At 51.2% G+C, this 21,712-nt stretch carries 19 protein-coding genes, 1 tRNA gene and 1 other annotated feature; of the genes, 13 read left to right on the plus strand and 7 right to left on the minus strand.

The features are described 5' to 3' along the window. The first annotated feature begins 407 nt into the window (after positions 1-407). Positions 408-638, plus strand: a binding site (T-box leader). Positions 639-697: 59 nt separating this feature from the next. After that, positions 698-2,380 carry a 2-isopropylmalate synthase gene (leuA, locus tag KQI64_RS01650; protein ID WP_216523036.1) on the plus strand — a complete coding sequence of 561 codons (1,683 nt, stop codon included), beginning with the start codon at positions 698-700 and terminating at the stop codon, positions 2,378-2,380. A 78-nt stretch (positions 2,381-2,458) separates the two neighbouring features. Here leuA and KQI64_RS01655 read toward each other — a convergent pair. Further along, positions 2,459-2,533 (minus strand) — tRNA-Cys (locus KQI64_RS01655). Positions 2,534-2,621: 88 nt separating this feature from the next. Between KQI64_RS01655 and KQI64_RS01660 the strand changes: the two genes are divergently transcribed. Continuing rightward, complete coding sequence (locus KQI64_RS01660; RefSeq protein WP_216523037.1) at positions 2,622-3,113, plus strand: SprT-like domain-containing protein; 492 nt, start codon at positions 2,622-2,624, stop codon at positions 3,111-3,113. Positions 3,114-3,150: 37 nt separating this feature from the next. On the opposite strand, the gene KQI64_RS01665 is transcribed toward KQI64_RS01660, so the two are convergent. Further along, positions 3,151-4,809, minus strand: a complete 1,659-nt coding sequence (locus KQI64_RS01665; RefSeq protein WP_216523038.1) for a VanW family protein — start codon at positions 4,807-4,809, stop codon at positions 3,151-3,153. A 271-nt stretch (positions 4,810-5,080) separates the two neighbouring features. Between KQI64_RS01665 and KQI64_RS01670 the strand changes: the two genes are divergently transcribed. The 3 genes from KQI64_RS01670 to cysK all read left to right on the plus strand — a co-directional run bounded on the left by KQI64_RS01670 (position 5,081) and on the right by cysK (position 8,456). Continuing rightward, complete coding sequence (locus KQI64_RS01670; RefSeq protein WP_216523039.1) at positions 5,081-6,211, plus strand: MGDG synthase family glycosyltransferase; 1,131 nt, start codon at positions 5,081-5,083, stop codon at positions 6,209-6,211. Beyond that, positions 6,208-7,395 (plus strand): serpin family protein, encoded by a 1,188-nt coding sequence (locus KQI64_RS01675; RefSeq protein WP_216523040.1) that lies wholly within the window; start codon positions 6,208-6,210, stop codon positions 7,393-7,395. The genes KQI64_RS01670 and KQI64_RS01675 overlap by 4 nt, the downstream gene beginning before the upstream one ends. Positions 7,396-7,523: 128 nt before the next feature. After that, positions 7,524-8,456 carry a cysteine synthase A gene (gene cysK / locus KQI64_RS01680; protein WP_216523041.1) on the plus strand — a complete coding sequence of 311 codons (933 nt, stop codon included), beginning with the start codon at positions 7,524-7,526 and terminating at the stop codon, positions 8,454-8,456. A gap of 51 nt (positions 8,457-8,507) precedes the next feature. On the opposite strand, the gene KQI64_RS01685 is transcribed toward cysK, so the two are convergent. Continuing rightward, positions 8,508-10,829 carry a SpoIIE family protein phosphatase gene (locus KQI64_RS01685; protein ID WP_216523042.1) on the minus strand — a complete coding sequence of 774 codons (2,322 nt, stop codon included), beginning with the start codon at positions 10,827-10,829 and terminating at the stop codon, positions 8,508-8,510. Between the two features lie 155 nt (positions 10,830-10,984). Between KQI64_RS01685 and ruvX the strand changes: the two genes are divergently transcribed. From ruvX to KQI64_RS01710, 5 genes are all read left to right on the plus strand, one after another. Then, complete coding sequence (gene ruvX / locus KQI64_RS01690) at positions 10,985-11,407, plus strand: Holliday junction resolvase RuvX (RefSeq protein WP_216523043.1); 423 nt, start codon at positions 10,985-10,987, stop codon at positions 11,405-11,407. Between the two features lie 106 nt (positions 11,408-11,513). Next, positions 11,514-12,347 carry a helix-turn-helix transcriptional regulator gene (locus KQI64_RS01695; RefSeq protein ID WP_216523044.1) on the plus strand — a complete coding sequence of 278 codons (834 nt, stop codon included), beginning with the start codon at positions 11,514-11,516 and terminating at the stop codon, positions 12,345-12,347. A gap of 458 nt (positions 12,348-12,805) precedes the next feature. Further along, positions 12,806-13,273, plus strand: coding sequence for a LytTR family DNA-binding domain-containing protein (locus tag KQI64_RS01700; RefSeq protein WP_216523045.1), 468 nt, complete (start codon positions 12,806-12,808; stop codon positions 13,271-13,273). Continuing rightward, positions 13,267-13,740, plus strand: coding sequence for a DUF3021 domain-containing protein (locus KQI64_RS01705; protein WP_216523046.1), 474 nt, complete (start codon positions 13,267-13,269; stop codon positions 13,738-13,740). The genes KQI64_RS01700 and KQI64_RS01705 overlap by 7 nt, the downstream gene beginning before the upstream one ends. A gap of 21 nt (positions 13,741-13,761) precedes the next feature. Next, the gene (locus KQI64_RS01710) at positions 13,762-16,788 is read left to right on the plus strand and encodes a dockerin type I repeat-containing protein (RefSeq protein ID WP_216523047.1); all 3,027 of its coding nucleotides are present in this window, start codon (positions 13,762-13,764) and stop codon (positions 16,786-16,788) included. Positions 16,789-16,853: 65 nt separating this feature from the next. Here KQI64_RS01710 and KQI64_RS01715 read toward each other — a convergent pair whose 3' ends face one another. Both KQI64_RS01715 and KQI64_RS01720 read right to left on the minus strand, forming a co-directional pair. Beyond that, the gene (locus KQI64_RS01715; protein WP_216523048.1) at positions 16,854-17,729 is read right to left on the minus strand and encodes a hypothetical protein; all 876 of its coding nucleotides are present in this window, start codon (positions 17,727-17,729) and stop codon (positions 16,854-16,856) included. Between the two features lie 9 nt (positions 17,730-17,738). Beyond that, complete coding sequence (locus KQI64_RS01720) at positions 17,739-17,912, minus strand: hypothetical protein (protein WP_216523049.1); 174 nt, start codon at positions 17,910-17,912, stop codon at positions 17,739-17,741. A 304-nt stretch (positions 17,913-18,216) separates the two neighbouring features. Here KQI64_RS01720 and KQI64_RS01725 point away from each other — a divergent pair, with 304 nt between their 5' ends. The 3 genes from KQI64_RS01725 (at position 18,217) to KQI64_RS01735 (ending at position 19,329) form a co-directional block, all read left to right on the plus strand. After that, a complete protein-coding gene (locus tag KQI64_RS01725; RefSeq protein WP_216523050.1) occupies positions 18,217-18,489 on the plus strand; it encodes a DUF6809 family protein in 273 nt (90 codons plus the stop codon). 301 nt (positions 18,490-18,790) lie between these two features. Then, positions 18,791-19,027 carry a hypothetical protein gene (locus KQI64_RS01730; RefSeq protein ID WP_216523051.1) on the plus strand — a complete coding sequence of 79 codons (237 nt, stop codon included), beginning with the start codon at positions 18,791-18,793 and terminating at the stop codon, positions 19,025-19,027. After that, the gene (locus tag KQI64_RS01735; protein ID WP_253289149.1) at positions 19,009-19,329 is read left to right on the plus strand and encodes a DUF4368 domain-containing protein; all 321 of its coding nucleotides are present in this window, start codon (positions 19,009-19,011) and stop codon (positions 19,327-19,329) included. Before KQI64_RS01730 ends, KQI64_RS01735 begins: the two co-directional genes overlap by 19 nt. Positions 19,330-19,437: 108 nt before the next feature. Here KQI64_RS01735 and KQI64_RS01740 read toward each other — a convergent pair whose 3' ends face one another. Continuing rightward, positions 19,438-20,166, minus strand: a complete 729-nt coding sequence (locus tag KQI64_RS01740) for a carbohydrate-binding protein (RefSeq protein ID WP_216523052.1) — start codon at positions 20,164-20,166, stop codon at positions 19,438-19,440. Between the two features lie 478 nt (positions 20,167-20,644). Further along, positions 20,645-21,712 (minus strand): glycogen synthase (locus KQI64_RS01745; RefSeq protein ID WP_216523053.1); only part of this gene is annotated, 1,068 nt, incomplete at its 5' end.

Genomic DNA, 21,712 nt, shown 5'->3' on the forward strand with positions numbered 1-21,712 from the left:
AACGTATTCGTGAATCTACTGTACTTTTTTTAGTGTGTACTCACTGTAATTTCTTGAGTAATTACTCAAAGAACATTACGGGTTCTTCTTACTTTTCGTTGTTCAATTTTCAAGGTCCTATGCGCTTTTTTCGGTGTTTTTCGGCCTCTCTCAAGACCGCCTCACCTCAGCAGCGCAAGAGCTATTATACATCATTTCCTCCGCCTTGTCAACACTTTTTTGAAAATTTTTCAAAAAATTTTTAACACTCAACAATTGGCATTGAACAGATTATATATGCTCCGCGTTTTGTGAGTTAGTTTATTATATCGCACTATTTGCCGTTTGTCAATAGGTTTTTTTAAGAAATTTTTCTTGACAATTCTCCCTTATATATATATAATAGAAACAACGACAACTGAAACCCCTGAAAAACTATGACGGGAATAAGATATAAGACTGATGGCTCAGAGAGCTGCCGTTTGGTGCGAGGCAGTGCGGAGGCTTATATGTATAGCTCATCCCCGAGTTTCGCGCGTGACACTTAGCGCGCGACGCTTGACAGCGTTATCTGTCAGGACCTTGTTGGAGGTCTGTAAGGGATATGCGGCAACGTATATCTGAATTTGGGTGGTACCACGATTTTTATCGTCCCTTAATACAGCCATAGCTGTTTTTAGGGGCTTTTTTGTTGCGAAAATATTTGGAGGTTATACTAATGAAACCGTCTTATCAAAAGTACATTCCGTTCAAGCAAATCGACATTCCCGACCGCACCTGGCCGAACAAGGTCATCGACCATGCGCCTGTTTGGTGCAGCGTCGATCTTCGCGACGGCAACCAGGCTCTTATCGATCCTATGACCCTCAAGGAAAAGCTCGAATTCTTCCACGCTCTTGTCGACATGGGCTTTAAGGAAATCGAGATCGGTTTTCCGAGCGCTTCGGAAACTGAGTACGAGATCTGCCGCGAGCTTATCGAAAACAACCACATTCCGGACGACGTAACTATTCAGGTTCTCGTTCAGGCTCGTGAGCACCTCATCCGCAAGACCTTTGAGGCGATACAGGGCGCGAAAAATGTAATCGTACACTTCTACAATTCCACCTCGACCTTACAGCGCAAGGTCGTTTTCAAGACCGACATGCAGGGCGTTATCGACATAGCTGTCGACGGCGCGCGTTTGATAAAAAAGCTGACCGACGAGTACACCGGCGACACAAATATCCGCTTTGAGTATTCTCCCGAGAGCTTCAGCGGCACCGAGCCGGACAATGCCGTCGCAATCTGCGACCGCGTCATGGAGGAGCTCGGCTCGACAAAGGAGAACCCTGTTATCCTCAACCTGCCGAACACCGTCGAAATGTGCACCCCGAACACCTACGCCGATCAGATCGAATATTTTATCCGTCACCTCAAAAACAGAGAGGCGGCTATCATCAGCGTTCATCCCCATAACGACAGAGGCTGCGGAGTCGCGGCAGGCGAGCTTGCTCTGCTGGCAGGCGCCGAGCGCGTCGAGGGCACGCTTTTCGGCAACGGAGAGAGAACCGGCAACATGGACATCGTCACAATGGGTCTGAATATGTTCACTCAGGGCGTTGACCCCAAGCTCGACTTCTCGAATCTGCCCAAGCTGCGCGACATCTACGAGCGCTGCACAAACATGAGCGTCGACCCGCGTCAGCCCTACATCGGTGAGCTGGTATTCACCGCGTTCTCGGGTTCGCACCAGGACGCTATCAACAAGGGCTATCAGTACATGAAGGAAAGCGGCACCGAATACTGGGAAATCCCGTATCTGCCTATCGACCCCGCGGACGTCGGCAGAGAATATGAGCCGATCATCCGAATCAACTCCCAGTCCGGCAAGGGCGGCGCGGCATTCGTCATGAGCAACAACTTCGGCTACGATCTGCCCAAGCGCATGCACCCCGAGTTCTCGAAGCTGGTTCAGGCTAAGTGCGAGGCTCTCGAGCGCGAGCTCGTTCCGAAGGAGCTGTTTGAGGTATTCGAGGAAAATTATCTCGAGCACCCGATGAAGTACACCCTCACCAGAAGAAAGATTTACGAGGAAAGCGAGTTCGGAAAGGAATACGTTCACTTCAAGGGAAGAATGACGATAGACGACGGGAGCGAAATCAAGCTCCAGGGTACCGGCAACGGTCCGATCGACGCCTTCTTCAATGCGCTCAAGTCTGTCGGCATCGACAAGTACGAGTTTATCTCCTACAGTCAGCATGCGATTTCGCAGGGTTCTGACTCAAAGGCGGTTTCGTACATCGAACTGAGAAAGCCCGACGGCAAGAACATCTTCGGCATCGGCATCGACGCTAACGTAAACGTCGCTTCCGTACTCGGCGTGCTCAACGCTATCAACAGAGCCGAAGCAAACGAATAATAAATCAACACCCCGCTCAATCTCGAGCGGGGTATAATTTACAAAAAAAGAGCGCTTCCAAAAGGAAACGCTCACGCTTGGAGGCGACAGGCGGATTTGAACCGCCGCATCAGAGTTTTGCAGACTCGTGCCTTACCACTTGGCTATGTCGCCGTAACAAGATGTATTATATCATCAATTACGTGCTGTGTCAAGGAATTTTTTCAAAATCCTATACATCATATGCTGTGAAAGGAAAAATATGCGTGATTTATTAAAATATGCCGCCGAATGTACCGACGCACTCGACCGTCTGGGTATACGGTACGCGAGGGATATACGTTTTTCCGTGAACACAAGGGCAACCTCGCGGCTCGGACTGTGCCGCAAAAAGGGAGATCAATACGAAATCGAAATCTCTCACCTGCTGCTCGACGAACGCACTCCCGAGGACAGTCTGAGAGACACACTGTTTCACGAGCTGCTCCACACCTGCTACGGCTGCATGAAGCACACCGGACGCTGGAAGGCTTACGCGGACAAGGTGAACGCCGCATTCGGACAAAACATCAGGCGCGCCGCGGTTGTCGAGGACAGGGAAATTCCCGTGGAGCTGCTGCCAAAGGCAAATTATCTGGTTCGCTGCGAGAGCTGCGGCAACGAATACGGCAGACAGAAGCTCTCACCGCTGATTCAGCACCCGGAGCGTTACCGCTGCGGAAAATGCAAGGGCTTACTGAAAAGGATAAAGTAAAGGGTTCGGCGCTTGAATGCCGAACCCTGTTTTTTTATCAGTTGCCGTCGGGTGATTCATACTCGTCGCCCGATGGTATTGACGGAATATCGCTTGAGGAATCGTCGCTTGACGGCGGATCGGTCTCGATCTCGGGAATACTTTCGCTGCTCTGCGAGCTGCTTGACGGCTGATAATTTCCACCGCCGCCCGAGGAGGACTGGCTGTCATTGCTGCCGCTGTTGCTGCTCTCGTTCTCCGAGCCGCCGAGATTTGTATCGTTGTCTGCCTCTATGAACACTACGCCGTAATCAAGGTCATATGTGGACTTGAACAGTTCCTCGCTGTCAACCTCTTTGCCGTCCTTGATATAGATGCGCCACGCTCTGACCGTATAGGTCTTGCTTCCCTTGTCGGAGACCTCGTTGCGGGTGTGGATCTCGTCCCAGTAGTCGGACTTTACGCCCCAGACGGAAGCGTAGAGTGTGTTGCCGTCAACCCTGCACTCGAGGAACATCTGGAAATCAGTGGGATTGCTCAGAACGAGGTCAAGGTTGGGATAATCGATCGTCGCGTCAAGTCCCGTGGGAACGTAAGATGAAGCCCACTGGTGGTTGTGGCGCTCCTCAACCTCCATATTCGCGCGGATAGCCGCGTTGTAAATCGTTGAGCTCGCCTGGCAGATGCCGCCGCCGATGCCGTCGATGATCTTTCCCTCGGAGATAACGTGAGCCGACTTGTAGCCGTTGGACTCGAGGTTTGAGTCTCCGGTGCAGTCGTTGAACGACCAGTTTTTGCCCGACTCGATAACAGAGCCGTTGCACGCCGCGAGAGCTACCTTCATGTTGGAGGTTCCGTTCTCGGTGTTTGTGGAATAGGTCTCGTAGCTGCCGAGCTTTACAAGCTTGCTCTCAAGCGTTTTCGCGTCGACGTCAGCCTTTAATACCTCGGCGTCCGCGGTAATTTTGCTGGCGCTGTTTCCTTTGGCAAAGCCGTCCTTTATCTTAGCGCTGAGATCCTTGGCGTTGACCTTAAGACCGTTGACCGCCTCGGCAAACGAGAATCTGTCCTCCTCGTAGGGGCGGAACTCGGTGACATAGGCATTCTTTGGATTGCAGTCGTTCTCCTCACAGAGATTGCTCACGTTTTTGGTGATGGAATCCTCAGTTACCGTAGCCGTCACAGTGTAGCTGCTGCCGGACGTCGTCGCCGTGGGACTCTCGCCGTTTTCTTCGTCGGACTTGACCTTCGCGAGCACCTCGTCAATATTGTAGGTGTAGCTGAAATCGGCTTCCTTAAGCTGAAAATCCTTGCCGTTGATATTTATGTCAAAGGTGACAGGTGTAATAAACTTGTCCTCGTTCCTCTCGAGCAGCTTTTTTGCCTGCTCATAGGTTCTGCCGGATATATCTATCCCGGAGATCACGGTGTTCTCGGAAAACAGGAATTCTCCCTTTTCGGTGGTCTCGGGCTGCTTGTTCATCTGAAACAGCAGTACTCCCGCCGCGCCGAGAGCAACAACGACCGCCGCTGCGACGCAGGAAATGATGATTATCTTCTTTTTCCTGCCGTTGGGATTTAAATCGCCGCCGTTTCCGGGATTGAAGCCGTCCATGTAGCCTTCCGCGGCTACAGGCTTGCCCGAGGAAATATCCATGAGTCCGTCATTTCCCATAACCAGATAATCGGAATTTGGATTATAATTATTTTTGCCCATATTTTGCTCCTGAATCACAATGCCGTATTTATGTAAAGACAATACGCCTATTATTCTGATACATTATTATTCTACAATAAAATTTTCCAAAAATAAATAGGTAAATAAAGAAATTTAATCGCCCAGTTTAATTCTTTTTTTGTATAATATTAAATTTAAAATACCTGTTGAAATATTTGAAGATAAAAAGTATAATAGTATTATGTACATCTAAAACTTAAATAAACCTTAAACTCAAAAAAGCAAACGTGAAAAAACAAGAGGATTGGATATGAATATTTTAATCTTTACCGCTTCGACAGGCGGCGGACACAAGCGTGCCGCGGCTGCAATAGAAGCAAAAATCAACGCCCTCAGTCCCGAGACTGAGGTCAACGTCGTAGACGGCATGAAGGCGATCGGAAAATTTTACGACCGCACCGTATGCAAGGGCTATCACATTATGGCAACAAAGACTCCTTCGGTTTACGGCAAGCTCTACCGCCTGACCGACGAGAGCAAGCCTATCGCTAAGGCAGTCGTCAAATCAAACGAGATCATGGCGACCAAGCTGCTCGAGGTTATTGAGAAGTACAACCCCGACATCATCATCATCTGCCACGCCTTTATCACCAACATGGTTTCGCGCCTCAAGGGCAAGGGCAAGATCCGCGCCAAGGTCATCAGCCTAATCACAGACTACGACTCCCACCGCACCTACATATCGCCTAACATCGACGCCTTTGTTCTCGCCGAGCCCCAGATGAAGCGCAAGCTTTGCGAGGAATACGACGTCCCCGAGAGCAAAATCTTTCCGCTGGGCATCCCTACCTTCGACCGCTTCTCAGTAAGCGAAACTAAGGAGGAGATCTGTCACCGCGAAAGACTCAATCCGGACCTTCCGATCGTGCTGATGATGGCAGGCTCCTTCGGCGTGACAGGCGTGCTCGACTTCTACGAGCAGCTCGCAAAAAAGAGCGACAAGCTCCAGATAGTAGTAATTACGGGAAGAAATATCCGCCTGTTCGACCACCTCGACAAGAAAATCCAGGAGCTCGGCACCTCCAAAAACACAAAGCTTCTCTACTTTGTCGATAACGTTGAGGACTACATGCACATTGCCGACCTCATCGTAACAAAGCCCGGCGGTCTGACAGTGACCGAAAGCATCGCCTGCAATCTTCCGATGGCTATCTACAGCGCCTTCCCCGGTCAGGAAGCCGACAACGTAGATTTTCTCCTCAGACAGAACGCCGCATTTCTCGTTGACAAGAAAAACGGAGCGGACGAGATCCTTGAGCTGCTCAATTCTCCCGACAGGCTCAACGCCATGAAGGAAAGCTGCCGCCGTCTTGCGCTTCCGAACGCGGCAGAGGATATCTTCAATCTCGCAAAAAAGCTCTGCGGCGGTAATAATATATGAAGAAGCTGAAATCGATCATCGCGGCGGCGGTCTGCGTAAGCCTTGCCGCCTGCTCAGCGGCAACCGGCTTTTCGGGAAACGAGATTCTATCTGACAGCGTCAAGCGAAACAAGGACGTCTCAGTTACATATAACTACGCCGACGGCTGCCGCGAGGCTCCTACCGCCTACAACAGCTTTGCTAACACCGTCACGGGATTCTCGCTCAAGCTTCTCCGCAAATCATACGACGGCAAGGCAATGTCGATCGCTCCGTTCAGCGCCGCGGCTCAGCTCGGACTGCTCGCTAACGGCGCAAAGGGCGATACCCGCACCGCGATTCTTCTCGCGCTAGGCGGCGAACTTGACCTTGACTCGTTCAATATCTGCTGCTCCTACTTCAAGAGTCGCATGGAAAATGTCGGAAAAATCGCCCGCGCTCAGGAAACAGGCAATAAGGACGAAAATAAGACTCTCACTCTGGACGGCGCGCTTTTTATCAACGACAAGACCGACGTTCGCAGCTCGTTTTTGCAGGCTAACGCGGATTTTTACGGCGACGATATTATTCGTTACGACTTTTCAGCGGGCGCTGACAAGCTCGAGGAGTACACAGACGGCAAAATGACTCTTTCGGGCGACGAGAACATGGCTTCCTACTGCACTCTCTCGCTGAGCGACCTGTGGCTGAATCAATCTCTCAGCTGCGAGGAAATCCCTATGCAGTCTCAGAGAGCGCGCGGTATCATGAAATACACGGTCAACAACCCGCTCAAGGCTCTGTTCATCATGCCGGACGGCGATTTTGAACAGTACGTAAAGAGCTTCGACAGCGCGGAATACTCAAAGCTGCTCGAGAGCGTCGACTATACAAAACGGCAGGACGCTGTGATTCCCTCGTTCCAAACCGAAGCGCAGTCGGCTGACCTCGCGCCTGTTCTCGAAAAGGCAGGCTTGAACATTACTTCCGGCAAAGACAGCGATTTCGGCAATCTCACTCACGGCGGCGAACCCTCGCTCGATGAGTTCCGGTGCAGCGTGCCTTCTCTGTCCGCAGGCAACACGGGAATCGCCTCAGCCGCTACTGCGGACTCGGCAGGAAACAGTGAAAAATCCGGGGACGCGTGGATTTTTGACAAGCCGTTCATCTTTATACTCGCTGACAACGAAACCGGCATACCGGTTTATATTTCCACTGTAGAATAATAAACTGCGACCGGCGGCAAGCACCGCCGGTTTTTTGCGCTCAAAGCCAGCCGCTGAATAAATCCGCTTTACATTTTCCGCACAATGGTGTATAATATATAAGATTATGATTATTCAGGTGTGATTAGATGATTTATAACAACATTTTAGAGGCAGTCGGCAATACTCCTCTCGTCAAGCTCAACAGAATGTGCGACAAGGACAGCGCCGATATCTACGTCAAATTCGAGGCGCTCAATGTAGGCGGCTCAATCAAGACCCGCACCGCGCTCAATATGATAGAGCAGGCTGAAAAGGACGGGCTTATTACCGAAAATACGATTATTGTCGAGCCGACAAGCGGAAATCAGGGCATCGGTCTTGCTCTTGTCGGCGCGATCAAGGGCTACCGCACGATTATCGTCATGCCCGACTCCGTCAGTGAGGAACGCCGCAAGCTTATCCGTCACTACGGCGCTGAGGTCATGCTGATTCACGACGCCGGCGACATTGGCGCGTGCATCGAGGAGTGCCTTAACACTGCGCTCAAGCTCAAGGCAAAGAACCCGAATGTTTTTGTTCCGCAGCAGTTCGAGAACTACAACAACGTTATGGCGCACAAGAACCACACTGCGCTCGAGATCCTCGAGGATTGCGGCGACATCAAAATTGACGGCTTCTGCTCCGGAATCGGCACAGGCGGCACTATCACGGGCATCGGAGAGGTGCTCAGGGAAAGCAATCCCGATATTGAAATCTGGGTTGTTGAGCCTGAAAACGCGGCGATTCTCGCGGGCGGCACGATCGGCACCCATCTGCAGATGGGCATCGGCGACGGAATAATTCCGCAGATTCTCAACCGCGATATCTACGACCGGATCTACGTAGTCACCGACGGCGAAGCTCTCAGCACCGCCAAGCGTCTCGCGCGCGAAGAAGGTCTGATGTGCGGAATCTCGGGCGGCACCAACGTAGCGGCGGCGCTCAAGCTCGCCAAAAAGCTCGGCAAAGGCAAGACGGTCGTCACCGTACTTCCCGACACTGCCGAGAGATATTTCTCAACTCCCCTCTTCGAGGAATAAAACAGAAAAATACAGACACAGCGAAAGGTCGGCAAAACGCCGACCCTTTTATTATCTGTCCTCGTTTTCCACGATTCTCATGGCGACGGCGGTGATGTCGTCGTCCCTGATCTGATCGCGGCGGCGTATCGCTTCCTCGACAACCGCCTGCGCCAGCTCCTGAGCGCTGCCCTTGTGCCAGGTCCGTATCAGCCGCTCGAGCCATTTCTCGTCGCCTGTAACTGCTCCGTCCGAAACCATAACTACCATATCTCCTGCCGAAAGCTTCATTGTGTCAGTTGAAAATTTAATGTTGTTCAGAATCCCCGCGGGCAGCGACGGCATTTCGCGCGTGATTATCCTGCCGCCGCGGCGGATATACGTCATCGCCGCTCCCGCCTTTTTAAGTGTCAGCTCGCCGCTGTAAAGGTCAACCATTGCCAAGTCTACGGTTGACAAGCTCTCGTCTCCGCTCTTGATCATAAGCGCCGAGTTCACGATTTGCAGCGCGCTGTCCGCGCATAGTCCCGCGCGGAGCAGCCTGCCCATTGTCGACACCGCCATATTTCCGTCAACCGCAGCTCTGCCGCCTGTTCCCATTCCGTCACAGACAAGAGCGCAGGTTCTACCCATGCCGTCGTTGAAGTAGTCGATGCAGTCTCCGCAGAGCTTTCCGCCGCGGGCGATGTGCTGGTCGGAGCCGATTTCTACGTCAAACACCGGCAGCTCGCACATTGCCGCGCGGATAACGCCGCCGCTTTCGGTCATTGTCGGCAAATCAAACCGTCTGCCGCATGCCCTGCTGACCTCGCGCCTGAGCTGTCCCTCGCGCACGGTTTCACCCTTGCCGCTGAGCGAAAGCTCGACGCGCATTCTTCCGTTGTCGGAAATCAGACAGGACGCCCTCTCGGGAATCGCGCCGAGGGCGGCAAGAGCTTCGGTTATCCTGTCCTCAGCCTCCGAATCACAGCGCAGACTACCCTCAAACTCGCGGCTCAGGTCACCGAGAATATCGCTCACTCCCGCGAACTGACCCGCGACCGCGCCGCGAAGCTCAGCAATTCTTCTCTCGGCTTCCCTGCCCGCGACAAGCAGGCGGTAATGGCGGCTCACGGAATCCGCGATTTCGCCCTTTTTACAGCAGCTCTTGACAAAGCATTCCGCAACGTCGCTCTCGTCGAGCCTGCCTTTTTCCCGGAGAAGCTCCTCAAGCCGGAAAAAATCGTCGCGCGTTACACCGCCCTCGTGCTCGTAGCAGTACATTCTTAGACCGCAGCCCGTGCAGACGTCAGCCGCTACGTTTTCACAGACGCTCTCAAAGCCCGGGGAGTACATCTCACCAAGCCGCTTCGACACACTCTCGACGTCACCCTTGACATTTTTTATCGCGCGCGCCGCGGAGTCGAGCCGCATTATGACGCTCTTTTTCACAGTCTCGCCAAGCGCCGCAGAAGGCTCACGGACAAATACGGGGGCGATGAAGTTCCCGACGTCCTTCGGAATAAACATAAAGACCGCGGCTCCGACAGCGCACTCGAGCATTACGGACACCGGAAATGTGCCGCTGCCGAACGCGAGACTCATCACAACGCTCGTCACGGTAAAAACCGCAGCGCAGCCAATCTTGCGCAAGCCCGAGAACAGCCCCGCCATAAGACCGCCGAACGCGAACGCGCCGCAGAGAAAGCCCTGTTGAAAATCAGCCAGACTGAACACAGCTCCCGTTGCTATTCCGCTGACCGCGCCGCCCTGAACGCCGCCGTAACGCGCGCAGAGCAGCACAGCGACGACGGCGACTATCCTGCCGATGGAAACGCCCTCGATTGCCAGTCCGCCGAGCGAGAGGATCAGAACGCAGCCCGTCATCACCAGACAGGCGGTTTCCTGTCCAGTGCAGGCGGCGATTGAGCGCCTGTCGCCGACAAGACGTACCGACACCGCCATGAAGTAAGCCGCCGCTGCCGCGAGGAGTCCTTCGATCACACAGGCGGTAAACTCCGAGAGAGTGCTGCCGCTGCTGAAAAGCAGTGCAATTCCCGTGGCGAAAATCGGCACGAACGCCGTGAGCGGCGCGAACAGGCGGCTCTTTTTTACCCGCCCGAGGTCGCTGAACAGCCAGCGGACGCCGCCGATCGCAATCATCACGGCGATATAGCGGAAGCTGTCGGCAGGACTGAGGATAATATAGCCAAGTGTTGCGCCGAGCAGCGCTGAAATAAGACCGTCCTTCGGTACCGCCGCCGCAAAGGACGCGCCAAACGGGGCGAGTGTTCCGAGAACCGCGCCGCGTGAGGTAAGCACTCCGCAGCCGAAATATACCGCCTGACGCGCTCCGTATCTCAGAATGTTGCCCTGTGCCTCACGCTTACGTGGTATTGTTTTTACGCTTTCCATGCTTTCAACTTCCTTTTGATTTGTTGTAAGCTAATTATATCAATTTGTCCGCATGGGTTTTGTCACAGCCTGCATGGGAATTTTTCATTTCTTTACTTGTATACTCGGCTGATTTGGATTATAATGTAGCTACACGGAAGAAAGGATTTGTGTTTATGATTATCATGTCGGTTGATTTGGGAAAGGCGAGAACAGGCATTGCGGTCTGCGATAAAACGGAGTTTTTGGCCTCGCCTTATACGGTTATATTTGAAAAATCTCCGAAGGCGCTGCCGAACAAGGTAGCTCAGGCGGCTAAAGATGTCAAAGCGGAGCTGATCGTTGTCGGTCTGCCGAAGAACATGGACGGCAGCGAGGGTGAAAGCGCTCAGAACGCGAGAGCCTTCGCCGAAACACTCAGAGAGCTGACAGGTATTGAAACCGTCATGCAGGACGAGAGAGGTACCACCGTCACGGCACACAATTTTCTCAACACTACCAACACCCGCGGCAAAAAAAGAAAGAACGTCGTCGACGAGGTCGCCGCGACAATTATACTGCAGGATTACCTCGACAGCAGGAAAAACGGCTTAAAATAGCGAAATTTTGGCTCCGCAACCCGTAGTTGCGGGATTGTAAAGCGGAATGTATGGCGTTTTTCGCGGTTGCGTGATACAATTTAGCCATAACGAAGGAGGTAGAATTATGAATATCGAAACTGCAAACAGACTTTTGCAATACAGAAAAGAAAACAATCTCAGCCAGGAGGATCTCGCCGAGAAAATCGGAGTCAGCAGACAGGCGGTCTCTAAATGGGAACGTGCGGAAGCGTCGCCGGACACTGATAACCTTATCCGCCTTGCGGAGATCTACGGAGTCAGCCTTGACGAGATGCTGACGGGTAAAAAAACTCAGGCTGAGCCCGAACCCGAACCTCAGGAAGCTGAAAGCGGCACCGAGAGCTTTGAACCCGACCCTGATACCAATTATAAACAGTACGACAAGGTTTCATTTAAAAAGGGAATCCACGTCGAGAGCAAGGACGGCGACAAGGTTCATATCTCATTCAAGGACGGCGTAAATGTCTACGAGAAAAGCGGCGACAAGGTTCACGTCGGCTGGGACGGAGTCAATGTCAACGAAAAAGGCAAAAACCGCGTTTATACCGACGAGAACGGCAACGTTATGGTCGACGAGGAGATAGTAAACGCGCACTGGACGAATTCGCACTATAAGATACTTATAAAATTCCCGTTCTGGGCAATAGCCTTGGCGGCGTTCCTCGCATGGGGCTTCAGCGGACTCTGCTTCGGCTGGGCGCTGAGCTGGATATGCTTCTTCTCAATTCCGCTTTACTACTCGCTCATCGACGCGATTTTCAAGAAGAATCCCTCACATTTTGCCTTCCCTGTTCTCACTGTTGCCGCGTACATTATCTTCGGTTACTTCGGAATCTGCGGCGGCTGGGCGTACGGCTGGATCGTATTGCTGACTATTCCGCTATACTACTGCATTTGCGCTCTGATAAAGAAAGCATAAAATAAGCCGCAGTCAGAAGCGTAAGACTCTTAACGGAAAAAGAAAACCAAATAGGATACAAGATAAAAGTTGTTCTCTGAAATGCCGGAGGACAGCTTTTTGTCATCCGAAGCAAATGTTATAACCGCTTGTTCCCTGTATAAGACCGCTTGTTCCAAATCTATTGACTGTATTTTGGCGAATTGTTATAATTTATTCAATAATTTATTCAATAATCAGAAAAGGAGTTGTTGCTTGTATGCTAATGAGAAACATGTTGCCCGAATATGCCATACGCGGCGATTGCTCCTTTTTTGCCTGCGGGTGCTGCCGAACCAAATACGGCTGGGAGCATCAGGCGTGGTGCGAAGTGTTTTATCTGACGGATCCGAACTGTACAGATTGTTTTTACCACCACCCGAAAACGGGGTCATGCGTTCACCCCGCTATGAAAAACAACAGAAAGGAGAATTTGCCGCGTGAAGAAAATCAACGTCCGGTTCGAACAGGACAAAACGGTTGACAGCATTGAAATCGTGATACGTGCCAATGAGCGGGACGCTCAGATCACCGATCTAATGGAACGTCTTGCACAGCGCGAGTCCTTCCGTCTGATTGCGCTCGACAAAAATGAATGTCCCGGCGTGATCGACGAAAAGGATATTGTCTTTCTTTCCGCCGACGGTAAGGACGTGCGCATTGTCACTATTAACGGTATATACCGTGCAAGACAATCACTTAGAAGTTTTGAGGAAACGCTCAGCCGGACATTTCTGAGAGTATCGCGTTTTGAAATTATTAGTCTGAAAATGGTTCGCAAATATGATTTTACCATCGGCGGCACGCTCCGTATTGAATTTGAAAACGGCATGGAAACATGGGCTTCGCGGCGGTATATTCCGCTGATAAAGGAGCGGCTCTCACAGGAGGAGGGATATTTATGCTGAAAAAAACTTTGATTCGAGCGGCTCTGGGTTTTCTGATCGGCATCGTGATCGGTAATGTAATCGCTATCCTGACGGGCACCTCGGATACAGGCGGAGTAACGTTCGCGTCAAAAAGACTTCTGGATATTGCCGGCGGCAACGGCGCTCTTGCCATGTTTTTTCAAAGCCTGTTTTCCGGCTTATACGGCGCGGCGTGTTTTGCGGGTATGTCGCTCTACGAGGCGGAACGGATGCCGCTGGCGGCGTCAACAGCGCTGCACGGCGGACTGATAGTCATGCTCTTCATCCCGATATCATACCTGCTCGGCTGGGTAGGCAATATCCTTGAGACCGTTATAATAGCCGCGATCCAGACCGCAGCGTTCTTTATGATCTGGCTGATTTTGTATTTCGTATATAAAAAGCAGGTCAGAGAGCTGAATGAAATGCAGAAGCAATTTTCCGATAAGGAAAACAAAAATAAATAATCCCCGAAAGGAGACATCAACATGAAAAAAACAACAAAAACAGCCTTGGCAATCCTTTTGTTGCTGTGCCTGTGTATCGGTATGATACCGGTGGGTGTGCTCAGCGCGGGAGCGGCAGTTGTTGACGAATCGGATTCCGTCGGCTTCAGCCCGGACAATTTCAAGGCACAAATCCAAAAGGTCAGCATCGGCGCGCCGATCACCGGCTCCGACGGTAAGAAGTATCTGCCCGTCGACGTCCATTTCTTTTCCGCAGAGAACCTCAGCGACAGCGATATGGTATATTTCTTAGAGGGCTATTTGAAGGCGCAGCTCAAGGGCGGCGGGCTCGCCGAGAGTATCAGAGGTCTCGGCATGACGCTGATTGGTCCCCTGAAGACCGACGTTCCGCTCGAAAGCAATATGTGGAACTGGGACTGGACACCCTATGAGACCGGCGGCGGTCAGGGCGTGATCAAATATAACGTCCCGCTGCTCGAGGAAAGTGAGACTCAGAGTGTCGAGCGAAGTCAGGCGACCGGCATGACCGAAGTCAACGGTGTCAAGGTCGGTGATGAAATCACCCTGCAAAACGAAACGGTCGTGAATACGAACAACATCCCGGAGCAGATCGTTCAGGAGCTGTTTCCTGACGGTCCGAGCGTATTCTCCGATCCGGTGACCTTTACCGTTGAGGAAGCAAGCAAATACCCCAAGGAGATCACGATCAGTACGGACGACAAGACCGTCGCGCCTCCCCAAGAGGTCGTGCTGCCCTATACCGGTCAGCCGCAGGAGTGTCCCTACAAGGCGACAGCGGGCTATACAGTTTCATTAAACGATCCTCAGACCGACGCGGGTATCTATACCGCTGCTCTGATCCTTAATTCCGGCTGGAAATGGACGGACGGCACCACCGAGGCAAAGCCGGCGGTATGGGCGATCAACAAGGCGACAATCACCTCGGTCACGCTGTCGGCAAACCAACTGACCTACAACGGTAAGGATCAGACCCCCATGATCACTTCCGTCAAGGCGGGCGATCTCACCGTACCCGCGAACGGCTATACCGCGACCTTCCCCGAGCCTTCAAAGTTTGCCAACAACTACACCGTGACCGTTAAAGGCAAGGGCAACTTCACCGGCTCCGCGAGCGCGGATTATTCGATCGTTGCGATCTACGCGGACACCTGCACCCACGACTACGAAAAAGAATATGTAGACAACAACGACGACGCAACGCACAAGGTCTTTTGTTCCAATTGCGGAGGCTGCCTCGCAAACGCCGAGAAGCATGACCTTCAAACCACGGCGCGGAACGATTTAGAGACCGGAGAGCCTCTCGGAAAGTATCACACTAACTGCAGAAAATGTTCTTATGCGACCGGCGGCGACTGTGACCACAATGTTCAGCGTGAATATGTAGATAACGGCAACGGCACCCATGACGAGCGCTGCAGCCGCTGTCATGTCGTTTTCAAAACAAATGAAGCGCACGACCTCAAGGCGACTGCTGTCCTGTCCAACGTCAGCGGCTATGAGATCTATAACGGCGAGGTTTCCGTCGACTGCACCAAGTGCAGCTATCACCAGGATCAGCTCTGTTCCCATGCGGGCACCGGCAGGGACGATTATGTCCCCGCCAAAGGCTCTTATCCCAACTTTACCCACAGAAGCCACTGCGAGAGATGCAAGAAGCTGATGTTCGAAGAAGAGGAAGCCTGTACCCCCGGCGAATGGGAGCCGAAAGGCTTAGCTGCTCACCACACGCATTGTACCAAATGCGGACAGGAGATAACGGGATATCACGACTTCAAGGGGACGCGCAAGATCACCAAGTTCGAAGCGACTCCCTATAAGGGCGGTCTGTTCAACCTGTTCACCCGCTACAACTACCGCTGTTATTACACCGAGACCTGTAAGGATTGCCAAGGTGTGCGTCAAGGCTACTTTGATTATCCTATTATCGACGTCGAGCGTTGGGCGGACTACAGAGCTGCCTTTGAATCCATCGTAAAAATGAACCCTGAGCAACTGCAGAGCTTCAGCGATCAGGATTATCTGGAGGGTTACAAGTACTACCTGCTGATTCCATCGTGGTATCTCAGTCCTCTCTATGAGGCTACCGGAACGAATGAGATGAACTTTGCCAACCTGCAGTCCGGTTGGCTGACCAAGCTGACGAACACCGATGAAGCCGGAAGCTGTAAAATGTTTGACAAAAACGGCAAGGAGATAGCAAGCTATAAGCCGAAAGATAACAAGAACTCCTCTTCTGTAGGCGCGAACGGCAGCGAAGGCGAGGATGAAGGTATTTCCGAGGACGAGCTCGAAACATGGCGCTTCACCGAGGACGACGGCGCTGTGGTCGCGCTCAGCACCGACTACCTGATGTCGCTCGATGACGGTGAGTACAGCTATACCGCCTGCTTCTCTAATGAGAACGGGGATGGAGCGGCGATCACGATGGTATTCAACATCGTGAGCGATGAGCATGGCAAGAAAGTGACGAATCTCCATCCGCTTGGAACGATGGTAAACGCCGACGGCGGTATCGTCAGCATGAACCTTTCCGATCAGTATGTTCCGTATACCGGCAAGCCGATTACCCCGCCCGCCGTTACCCTGACGAGCGAGATGGGCGTCGAGTACGCCGAGGATGAGGACTATACCCTGACCTATTATCAGGTAGTTGAAGGCGTGGACGGCGAACCCGTCGAGGTCGAGATCGCAAAAGAGGATATCACGAATATCGGCACGTATAATGTCGTTGCGACTCCTACCAGAAACGGCGTGCTCTCGGGCGAAGCATGGGCGCAGTTCGTTGTCAATATGCCGCTTTTGGGAGATACAAACCAAGATGGAGCTGTAACGATCAGTGATGTTACAACCATTCAAAAATATCTTGCGGAGCTTGAAGCTTTCAGTGATTTACAAATCTCACTTGCAGACGCAAACCAAGACGGAGTTGTGACCATTGACGACGCCACTACCGTTCAGAAGTATCTTGCGGAATTTGAATTACCCTATCCCATCGGAAAACCAATTGCGTTTGAGGTAGACGGATAATAGAATACAACACAGAAAACCCCGGCGGAGATCATCCGTCGGGGTGCTTTCAGCGATGTTCGTTTTCAAAAGTAGAATCCCGGGCAGAGGAACAGCGCGTCAAACGCGAGCAATGCTGCCGCAACAATCCAAAGGACTATCTTCTTTTCCACGCAGGGAGAGAAGTAATAAACGTTCTGCTTTCTCGGCTTTACCATATGAGCTACGAACATATAGCCCCAGAAAAAGCCGATCATACCGAAGATATTGATGATCGGGCTGATGATCAGGAAGCTGTTGATATTATCCTGAGCGACCGGTCCTCTCAGCTCAACGAGCGTGAACACAACAGCGTTGACAAGATACGGGAACAGATAGATCGCCAAAGCGACCCTGTTGCGCTCCTTCTTGTCGTTGTTGTCGCTGATAAAGTGGAACGCCTGACGGTACGCGATAAAGAACACGAACAGTATTCCTATGCAGCCGATGATCAGCATAGTGATCCTGAGCGCCAAATTGCCGTCGAAATTCTCAAACACCTTTGCCCAGTCGCCCTGCTGGATATCGGGATCCGGGTTGGGATCATACAGAAAGAAATCCCTGAGGAAATAGCCGAAGCCCATGCTGTAGTGCATCATCGTTGTCATCAGCACGAGCGGTCTGCTGATCGGTCCGAGCCTGAATTTTTTGAGAACGATAAGCAAAACGGTACCGATGACGATATTCATCAGCGCCGCCGATCCGCTGTACATCACCTTCCAGAAAACGGTGCTGATGTCCGCGGTCGGGTCTACCGTTCCGGCACAGCCGAACGCGAGAACCTCCGGCTTAGCGCCTGCGAGCATCTGTGTGATCAGGTGCGTCGCCTCATGCACGGGTGCGGTCAGGTTCATCGCGATGATACCCAGCGCGATGCAGTTGATAATCATAAAGGTTCTGCTGCTTTTTTTCGTATCACTCATTTTTTCACCTTATTTCTTTTTGTTCATTGCGCCCATTACGATAGCCAAAATTGCCATAAGGCAGCCGCCGATAAACACCGCGATCCAGCTGATGTTCCACGCGTTGCCGAGCATACCCCAAACGATCATAACCGCAACGGATATTATTGCGATAACTGGGAACAAAACGCCTAACTTTTTCATATCGTTAAATACCCTCCTTCCTTTGTTTTTCGTTGTAATTATTATACAATATATTATTTTTTGCTTCAATAGTTTTGGAATAAGCGGTGCCAAATTAGGTATAAACGGTTTTTGCTGCCTGTTTTATTAAACTATATAGTCTAACAATGAAGAATACTGAATCAAATTAACCTATCTTTCAGTTCGCAACTTTTTATAGCAATTTGTAAAAAAGTTTTGGCTTGAGAGTTTTGGCAAAAATAATTCTCTGGACTTTCATAACACTCTGTGGTATTGTGTGTTGCTTGGAAGGGACGGTGAGAAAATGACCACACTCGAAAATCTTTACTACGGCAACATTGCTCCGCACGAATATGAAGTTGTGCGCGGGAGCGAATATGACCTTACCGCAAAGCTCGTGATCCGTCATGAGCAGGAATTATCCAGAGCACTGACGGAGCAGCAGAACGCCATACTCCAAAAAATCAAAGACAACCACACAGAGTTGATGAGCCTCGGCGAGCGCGATGCGTTTTGTCGAGGTTTCTCTTTGGCTGTCAGGCTGATGGTCGAAGCGATGAGCAGCGAGAAAACCTGACGCGCCCTGTTTCGCCCCATGTCGCGCGAAACAAAAAATCGGGTAAGTACCCGACCTCACCCAACAAAGCCCACACAGCCGATTTGTCGCGGTTTGTGGGCGAAAAAACACCGTCCGACTCAATGTCGGGCGGTGAATGCGTTTTGTCACAACTTTTAGGAAACGGTTTTGAGCCGTCACACGTTTTTACGGACTTTTTAAAAAATTTGACATTGGTATAGTGGGATGGAAATTTGTCGGTTGACGGTTTTAATTTGTCTGTGAAAAGTATAACCACGCATAAAACAATTCCACAATATAATTGGAGCAAAATCCCCAGCTGCGCCAGTCGCCGTCAACACTCAAACATCTACGAAAACTCAGCGACGAAATCTGTATTGCTCACGGTCTTTCCGCTCTCCAACCATACGAGGGCGGCGGTAAAAGACTGTCCACCAGAGAGTACCGAGCGAGGATGAAGGGCGAAAGCTGGAAACAAAAGCTGGCGAATGACATCGACAAGGCAACATCATCCGTTGCTTGTACGAGGACAGAGTAGTCGGACGTATCACTCCAGAACGCTATGATTTCCTTGCGTCAGGCTACGAAGAAGAACAGGCGCAGATTCGCACTAAGCTGAACGAACTCAACGAAAAAATCAATGAGATTGATTTGCAGGAGAAATACGTCAAGGAGTTCATTGCAAAGGCAAAAGAGTATATCAACATTGAAAAACTCACTCCCGAAATCCTCCGCGCCTTCATTAAGCGAATCGACGTCTACGAAAAGGAAGTCAAATACTCGCATACCTGTGGCAACACCATCGTCATCCAGTACACATTCCAGTTAGATAAAAACTAAATAGAAAATACCCTGAAGGAGATTAAAACCTTCAGGGTATCACTGCCACCAAATTTTCCGTTAAGAACATCACGGAGATGACTGCGGCTTTGGTATTTCCGTTAATGATCAGCGGTGGATGTAGTAGGTGCCGTCGTAGTTTGCACCGAAGTTGTTAGCCCAGAACTCTGTGCCGTTTACCTGATAGCATACAGCGTACTCAACGTTGCTGTTTGTTACATCATAGAGAGTGGTTGTCCAGTTCTCTGTGCCATTAGCGTTGGTTGAGGAATAGGTGAGCTTCTGATCCTTGAAGGACTTCCAGCCGTCGGTGGTGTATCTTACGAATACGTTCTTGTTGTAAGCGTAGTTCTGGAGAACCGCTCTTACGGGAATGTTGTAGTAAGCGTAGCCGGTTCTCTCAACGGTTACGGGAGCTGTGCCGCAAACGTCAGCGTAGGTGTAATCCTGGCCGTTGTTGTTGTCCCAGATTTCCTGACCGTCGGCAACGTACTTGATAGCGTACTTGGTGTTAAAGCTGCTGAAGTTGGCCTTCCAGATCTTGGAACCGTCGGAAAGAGTTGTTACATACTCAGCTTTGACGTCCTGCCAGGGCTGGTTGTCCATGTAGCAGTAGTGAACGTATACTTCCTGGTTAGCAGCGTTGTCGTTTGTCTTGATAAATACGTCTCTGTTGGAAGAGCCGTACTTGGAGAAGGTGACGCTTGAGGAGTAAAGGCTTACTCTGTCGGTCGCCGCGCTTGTGGTGGCTGTGCCGAAGATGCAGAACATACCTACGAGCATCGCAATAGTAAGAACGATTGCCGCTGCCTTGGTTGATTTACGTGTAGTTGTCATGATTGTTTCCCTCCGTAATAATGTTAAAATATTGAGGATTTATTTGAATCCGGAAGAATGCTTTCCTGCGCCACATGCGGAGGATTTTGTTGTTTCTCCCGAGTGCTCAGTTATCTTAACAGATGGGAAGCAAAAAATCAAGGCTTTTTTGAAAACTCAATTTTATTTCTGTCGATTGGTTATTTCTAACTAATGCGCAGTATTATTTTTGTGTATTCTGACTACGATTTTTGTTATATTGCTGTAATATCACTGAACTTTTTATAAATTATCACAAGTTGCACAATTCTAAAAAGAGCACCTTGACTTTGCGAAAAGCCAAGGCGCTCAATTTACATATTATTTAATTTAAGCGACTCACGACAAGCCGGGTGTATACGCCAAAGCGTATATTTATGCGCAGTTCAAACAGGAAATGTCAATCAAACCTCTCCCGCGTAAACTCGCGCTTGCCAAACCCGGCAGTGCGCCGCACCGCTTAGTTCCAGTTGAGGGTGTCGCTGTAGACGTTGATGTAGTCCTGAGCCGAACGCTCCCAGCTGTTGTCGCTCATCATAGCGCGCCACATGAGCTGATGCCAGCCCTGGTCGTCCTGGATACCCCAGAGAGCGCGGCGGACAGCGTGCTGCATGTCGGCGGTGTAGTAGTTCTTGAAGGTGAAGCCGTTGCCGTAGCCGTCGGCTGAATCGAATACGGAGTCCTTAAGACCGCCGACCTCGCGTACTACGGGGATAGTGCCGTAGCGGAGAGCGATCATCTGCGCAAGACCGCAGGGCTCCTGAGCGGAAGGCATCAGGAAGATGTCAGCGCCGGAGTAGATCTTTCTCGCAAGCTCGGGTACGAAGCCGTGGCAGAAGCAGAGTCTGCCCGGGTACTTAGCCTGCATGTAGTTGAAGAAGTCCTCGTATTCCTTGTCGCCGGAGCCGAGGATAACAAACTGCATATCCTCAGTGTTCATGAGCTCCTCAAGACCCATTCTGACGAGGTCGAGACCCTTGTGGGCAACAAGACGTGTAACCATACCTACGAGAGGAGACTGCCAGCGCTGCTCGAGGCAGAGTCTCTCCTGGAGTCTCTGCTTGCAGACGCCCTTGCCGCTCATATCCTCCTTGGTGTAGTTGCAGTAGAGCTGATAGTCTGTAGCGGGATCGTAGCTTGCGAGGTCGATGCCGTTCTTGATACCGCAGAGCTTGTAGTGACGGAGATTGAGCTCGTCATGCAGACCCCAGCTGTACCACGGATCCTTGATTTCGGCGGCATAGCTCGGAGAAACGGTCGAAACGCGGGTAGATGTCTCGATAGCGCCCTTCATCATGTTGAGCTTGCCGTTCATCTCGAGGATATTGCACTCGCTTGCGGGAATACCCACGCACTCGGTGTTAACTTCCCAGCCGTACTCGCCCTGATACTGGATGTTGTGAATGGTAAAGAGGCTCTTGATGTTGTAATACCAGGGTCTGTGCGAATAGAACAGATAGTAGTATACGGGTACGAGAGCGGTCTGCCAGTCGTTGGCGTGAATGATATCGGGATGGAAGTCGATATA

It is taken from the genome of Lachnoclostridium sp. MSJ-17, from assembly GCF_018918205.1.
Classification (GTDB): Bacteria; Bacillota; Clostridia; order Oscillospirales; family Acutalibacteraceae; genus Ruminococcoides.